5 protein-coding genes are annotated in these 5139 nt (G+C 41.0%); 2 read left to right on the top strand and 3 right to left on the bottom strand.

Annotated elements, in window-relative coordinates:
- Positions 1–580: 580 nt before the first annotated feature.
- Together ABZB17_RS20295 and ABZB17_RS20290 are read left to right on the top strand one after the other, a co-directional pair.
- Positions 581–1318: a carbon-nitrogen hydrolase family protein gene (locus ABZB17_RS20295; RefSeq protein ID WP_372653058.1), complete on the top strand. Its 738-nt coding sequence runs from the start codon at positions 581–583 to the stop codon at positions 1316–1318.
- A 23-nt stretch (positions 1319–1341) separates the two neighbouring features.
- Positions 1342–1812, top strand: coding sequence for a C-GCAxxG-C-C family protein (locus tag ABZB17_RS20290; protein ID WP_372653056.1), 471 nt, complete (start codon positions 1342–1344; stop codon positions 1810–1812).
- Positions 1813–1864: 52 nt separating this feature from the next.
- Here the strand turns inward: ABZB17_RS20290 and ABZB17_RS20285 are convergent, their stop codons facing one another.
- From ABZB17_RS20285 to ABZB17_RS20275, 3 genes are all read right to left on the bottom strand, one after another.
- Entirely contained in the window at positions 1865–2689 is an 825-nt protein-coding gene (locus ABZB17_RS20285; protein ID WP_372653054.1) for a hypothetical protein, read from the bottom strand.
- 236 nt (positions 2690–2925) lie between these two features.
- Positions 2926–4236 carry a DEAD/DEAH box helicase gene (locus ABZB17_RS20280; RefSeq protein ID WP_372653051.1) on the bottom strand — a complete coding sequence of 437 codons (1311 nt, stop codon included), beginning with the start codon at positions 4234–4236 and terminating at the stop codon, positions 2926–2928.
- A 78-nt stretch (positions 4237–4314) separates the two neighbouring features.
- Positions 4315–5139, bottom strand: an 825-nt coding sequence (locus ABZB17_RS20275) for a TonB-dependent receptor domain-containing protein (protein ID WP_372653048.1), incomplete at its 5' end; no start/stop codon positions are given.

Raw genomic sequence — 5139 nt, 5'->3', positions numbered from 1 at the left:
GAAGCCAGAGATGAGGCTGAACAACCATTTATGGTTACTTCGTTGAAAATTGATGAGAATACAAGAATGCAGATTGTAGGTGATGTTAAGCAGGAGCTGCGTAAATCGGCTGCACTGAACATTAACTACTCGTCAAGAAAGAAAGCTGAAAGATAATTCATTGAATTAGATACAGGAAAAGGGAAGCATTAGCTTCCCTTTTTTGTTGCTCGTTTTTTTCATTCGAAAAGGAATAACATCTTGCAGGACATATGGTTTCTCTGGCCAATACTTTCCATCACTTGATACTACAATTATAAACACAAGTGATGCGCAAAAAAGTCACTTGTGATTTTTATACAAATCACAAGTGTTTAAATTAGAAAAGACAAGTGATTAACTTTTATCATTCAAAAGCATGTATTTGTTACTTGAAAGAATAATAATTCGCCGAATTTCTGATTAAGATTTACAGCGATTAATTAATTTTGATTTTCCTGTTTTACGTCTTAAAAACAAAATAGAAGTGCCGATCCGGGAAACACGAAAAGCCTTGCACCAAAACAAGTATAACCGAACATAAACGATTTAAAAAAACACAATGAGAGTAGCTGTTGCACAAATTGAGGCCGTAAAAGGCAACATTGAAAAAAATGTTGAGACCCATCTTAAGTGGATAAAACAGGCCATTCGAATTGAAGCCGACATGGTGGTATTTCCTGAATTATCGTTAACCGGCTACGAAAGAGAGCTGGCCGGGGAGTTGGCCACCAACCCGGATGACAAAAGACTGGATGAAATGCAACGATTAAGTGATGAAAACGGCATAACCATCGGAGTTGGATTACCAACACGAAAATCGGACAATGTATTTATAAGCATGATTATTTTTCAGCCTCATACCGATCGAATAACCTATTCGAAACAATATTTGTACCCTCCGGAAGAACCGTTTTTTACCGCAGCCAAAAATCCAATGGTGCTTAACCTTGAAACAGAAGTAGTGTCGCCCGCCATTTGCTACGAAGCCTCAAATGACGCACACTGGGAGTATGCCAGCCAGAATAATGCAACAATTTATATTGCAAGCGTTTTAAGCTCGGTTGCAGGAATTGAGGCAGAAATTAAAAAACTTTCGGGCATGGCGAAGACCAAAAATATGGTAACACTTATGTCCAATTACGTGGGAAGTTCAGGTGGTTACGAATGCGCCGGAAGATCATCGGTATGGAATGAAAAAGGGGAGCTGATGGGGCAACTTGACGAAAAAACTGAAGGCTTGCTATTATTCGATACAGAAACAAAAGAAATTAAAACTGTCATTGAAGGCGAGGCATAACAGGCCAACTAAAAATCGAAACTATGAACAAACTATTAGACTACAACGAGCTTAGCAATAAAGCAGTCGGGCTTTTCTGGCAGGATTATAATTGTGCGCAATCTGTTCTGATTTCTTATTCCGATGTTTTGCAGGTGGATAGAGAAATCGCCATTAATTTATCGTGTGGATTTGGTGGCGGCATGGGCCGCCTGCAGGAAACTTGTGGCGCCGTATCAGCAGCCTACATGATTTTTGGTTTGGCAAATGCCGATTCGAAAGATAACCCGGAACAAGTGGAAAAGACCTATGGTATGGTTCAATCGTTTCATAATCGGTTTACGCAGCAGAAAGGAACAACGGTTTGCAAGGCATTAATCAATTGCGACTTAAACACCGAAGAAGGTCAGAATTATTTCAGAACCAATAACCTGAAAAAGGAAGTATGTGAAGGTTGTATCCGCGATTCGGTTAAGCTGATAAATGAAATAATTCGAGAATCTCACGGGGAATGATTTTCCCCTTCTTCGGTTGATAATTCACTCATATTTTACGCCCGGATTTTCTTTATTGTGGCTTTTGTTGCCCTTTAAGAAAGGTGATAATACCCCCGGCGGATGCCATAACAAAAAAGTACTCGGCAATAACTCCAATATAGAAAAATGGTGATTCTTCACCTCCTGTATTACCCGAGTGTACTTTGTGTATAACTAAGCCGGCGATGGCTACAGTAAGCGAGATGGCTGCAATTGTCAACAGTCCTTTTAACCGTTTCTGAAGTTTTTCAGCACGAGTGGCTTCAATTTCGTGCGAGAAAAACGATTGCTTTTTACGCGTTGTTATTCCCAAATAAATCCAAAAAGCCACCGAAAGAATTATCCCCCATGGGAAGGCAAAAAGAATCATCATAACTACGCCTACACCAACAACAAATCCATACAACAACATTTTATCGGGAGATGCGATTTCTGAAATATTTTTATGTTTTAATGAAGCCGCAATAAATGTAAGTATGGCGGCTGTTAGGTCGCAGGCTATACTTACGAATATTAGAATGGAAATGTAAAGAACATCGGTATTGTGTAGGTATGCAAATGCACCATCGGTATCTATTAAGCCTAAAATAAGCAGAAGTACCCCGATTACGATGTAGCTGCCAATGCGAATGTTGAAGTTTTGCCTGATTCTTTTTATTATGTGCAAATAGCCAAACAAGAGTACCAACCGAAAACCAATGGCCAGTGATATTCCTATTAAAGCTCCTGTGTTATTTTCATCGGGTAGAGTTTTGGTATACACTCCGGGCGTAACGATGAGTAAAAAAAGGATTGACAGTAACAATATACCGACTGCAATTACCAAAAGCCTGATATCTTCCTGCATTGTTTTCATAATAACTTGTTTGTTTTGCTACTCTTGCCGTTGTTCAAAATATAATCGTATCTTTTTTTACATAAATATTATGAAAAAGGTTACGGGATTTCGTCTGTTGAAATCGCTTCAGATTTCGGAAGAATTTTACTGTTTAGGATTCTAAAACCAGTTGAATAAGTTGTTGAACTTACCGGAGTACAAAAATTAACTCAAGGAAAATAAAATAGCAAAGAAAAGGTGTTTAGAGCGTATTATTAAATAAGCGAAATGCGAACTTTTTTATTTTTCAATTTAGTGTTACTGACTTCTGCGATTACTGCCTCAACCTTATCCGATCGAACGGCTACAAAAGCGCAGTCGTGTTTTAATTCGATCACGCCCAATTCATCTTTACCGAGTTTGCCCTGTTTGAAAAATAATCCGGCAATGTCTCCTTTCGAAATTTTATCTTTTCGTCCGCCCGAAACAAAAAGTGTATCCCATCCTGATGTGGTGGGGAGAGCTGCCTCTGTAAGTTCTTCAATTTCGGTAGGTTGAATAAATTCAGGATAATCTTCACCCTCCCATTTTAGAATATAAGCAGTTCCTTCACTGTGCATTCTTGCAGTCCGCCCGTTGCGGTGTGTAAATTCCTGAAAACGTAAAGGAAGATGGTAGTGCAGAATAAATTTTAACTCCGGAATATCTAGCCCGCGTGCTGCCAGATCGGTTGCAACAATTAATCGGTATGTCCCGTTTCTGAATTTAATCAGTACCCGCTCGCGGTCGGTTTGTTCCATTCCGCCGTAAAAAGTACCGTGGCTAATCCCGTTTTCAGTAAGATATGTACTAACCCGGTCAATCGATTCTTTAAAATTGCAAAAAATAATACCGGGTTGGTTTCCCAAATGGCGCAGTGCTTTTACCAGTGTTTCCAGTTTATCTTTCTCGGGCGAAACAATGGTTTTAATCTCCAGCTCAGGAACCTCATCCTTCAGGAAATTAACGCTAAGCGGATTTTTAAACGCCAGAAACTCGGGGATGCGCACACGATGAGTCGCCGATGTAAGCACCTTTTTCTCTACTTCAGGAAGGAAAGAAACAATGTCTTGCATATCTTTTTCAAAACCAATTTCCAGCGATTTATCAAACTCATCAAGCACCAGCGTTTTTATTTTGTGCGTATAAAACGTTTCACGTCGCATGTGGTCGGCAATTCTTCCCGGCGTGCCAATTAAGATGGCCGGTGGGCGGTTTAAATCAATGCGGTCTTTACTAAAATTTCGTCCACCGTAAAAAGCATTGCATTTGTAACCGGTACCCATGTCGCGGGTAACCTGCTCAATTTGTATCGCCAGTTCGCGCGAAGGCACCAAAATGAGCACCTGAACAAATTCGCAATCCGGATCGAGTTCGGCAACAATGGGTAACATAAAGGCCAGTGTTTTTCCTGTTCCGGTTGGCGAAAGTAAAATGGTATTATCGGCTTTATGAATGGCAAGTTTTGCTTCCTCCTGCATCGGATTAAGCTTCTCAATATTTAGCTTGCTGAGAATATTTTTCTGGTTCTTCTTTTTTCCTGACATGGCGCAAAGGTAAGTTTAATTCGTTCAGTTTGATCGAATCGAAACTTAACGGATTATAATTTAACGGTACCAACGCGATTACCTTCTCCTTCTGCGTCGGTCCTCTTTGGTAAAATTCCAGGTCAGTTTAGTACCGATCATTTGTGGAGAGCCCGGCACAAAAGTAGGTACACCAAACAGGCTTCCGGTATTTCCGGCGCTGGTGATAAACTGTTCGTCGAGTACATTGTTCGCCCAAACCGTTAATCGGATGTTCGGATCGGCCAGCTCAAGCCCGCCGTTAATATTCAGTAAACCATAACCATCCTGTTCCAGTCCGGGAGTGTTGGCATCCTCAAAATACATGTGCGATTTATACGAATACGTTGGCGTTACAAACAGCTTAATGTTGGGTGTAATGTTAACACGTGCATTCAACCCTACGGCAAAGCTGTGTTCCGGTGCCAGACTAAAAACATTGCCGGCATAAAGTTGTGCCGCTCCGTCAACATCGGTAGAGTCGAACTCAGTTTTTAACCATGCGTAATTGACAAACATATCCAATTGTTCTATAATGGCTACTCGTAAATTAGCCTCGGCACCATACGATGTTGCCTGCCCACCATCTTTAAACAGCAGGTTGTATTCCCCGGTTTGGCTGTCTGCTACCCACGCGCGGGTTTGAAAATCTTTGTAAAGCGAGTAGAAACCTGCCACGTCAACAAACACACGGTCGTAGAATGCGGCTTTAAAGCCCAGTTCATAATTATCGAGGATTTCCGGCTCCAGAACTTCCTCTTCTCCTGTTGAGGTAAACTGCAATACGGCAGGGCGGCGTCCGCGCGAGTAGTTGGCATAAATATTTCCGTATTCGTTAAAGCGGTATTTTAACCCTCCGCGCCAGGTATAGGAAATTGTATTTTT

The organism is Draconibacterium sp. (genome assembly GCF_041583095.1).
In the GTDB taxonomy this organism is placed as follows: Bacteria; Bacteroidota; Bacteroidia; order Bacteroidales; family Prolixibacteraceae; genus Draconibacterium.
The sequence above is the reverse complement of the archived record's forward strand: the minus strand, read 5'-3'. Positions and strand labels throughout refer to the sequence as shown.

Coding starts and splice junctions, on each gene's coding strand:
- ABZB17_RS20295 (WP_372653058.1), top strand. CDS start 581: ATGAGAGTAGCTGTTGCACAAATTGAGGCCGTAAAAGGCAACATTGAA.
- ABZB17_RS20290 (WP_372653056.1), top strand. CDS start 1,342: ATGAACAAACTATTAGACTACAACGAGCTTAGCAATAAAGCAGTCGGG.
- ABZB17_RS20285 (WP_372653054.1), bottom strand. CDS start 2,689: ATGAAAACAATGCAGGAAGATATCAGGCTTTTGGTAATTGCAGTCGGT.
- ABZB17_RS20280 (WP_372653051.1), bottom strand. CDS start 4,236: ATGTCAGGAAAAAAGAAGAACCAGAAAAATATTCTCAGCAAGCTAAAT.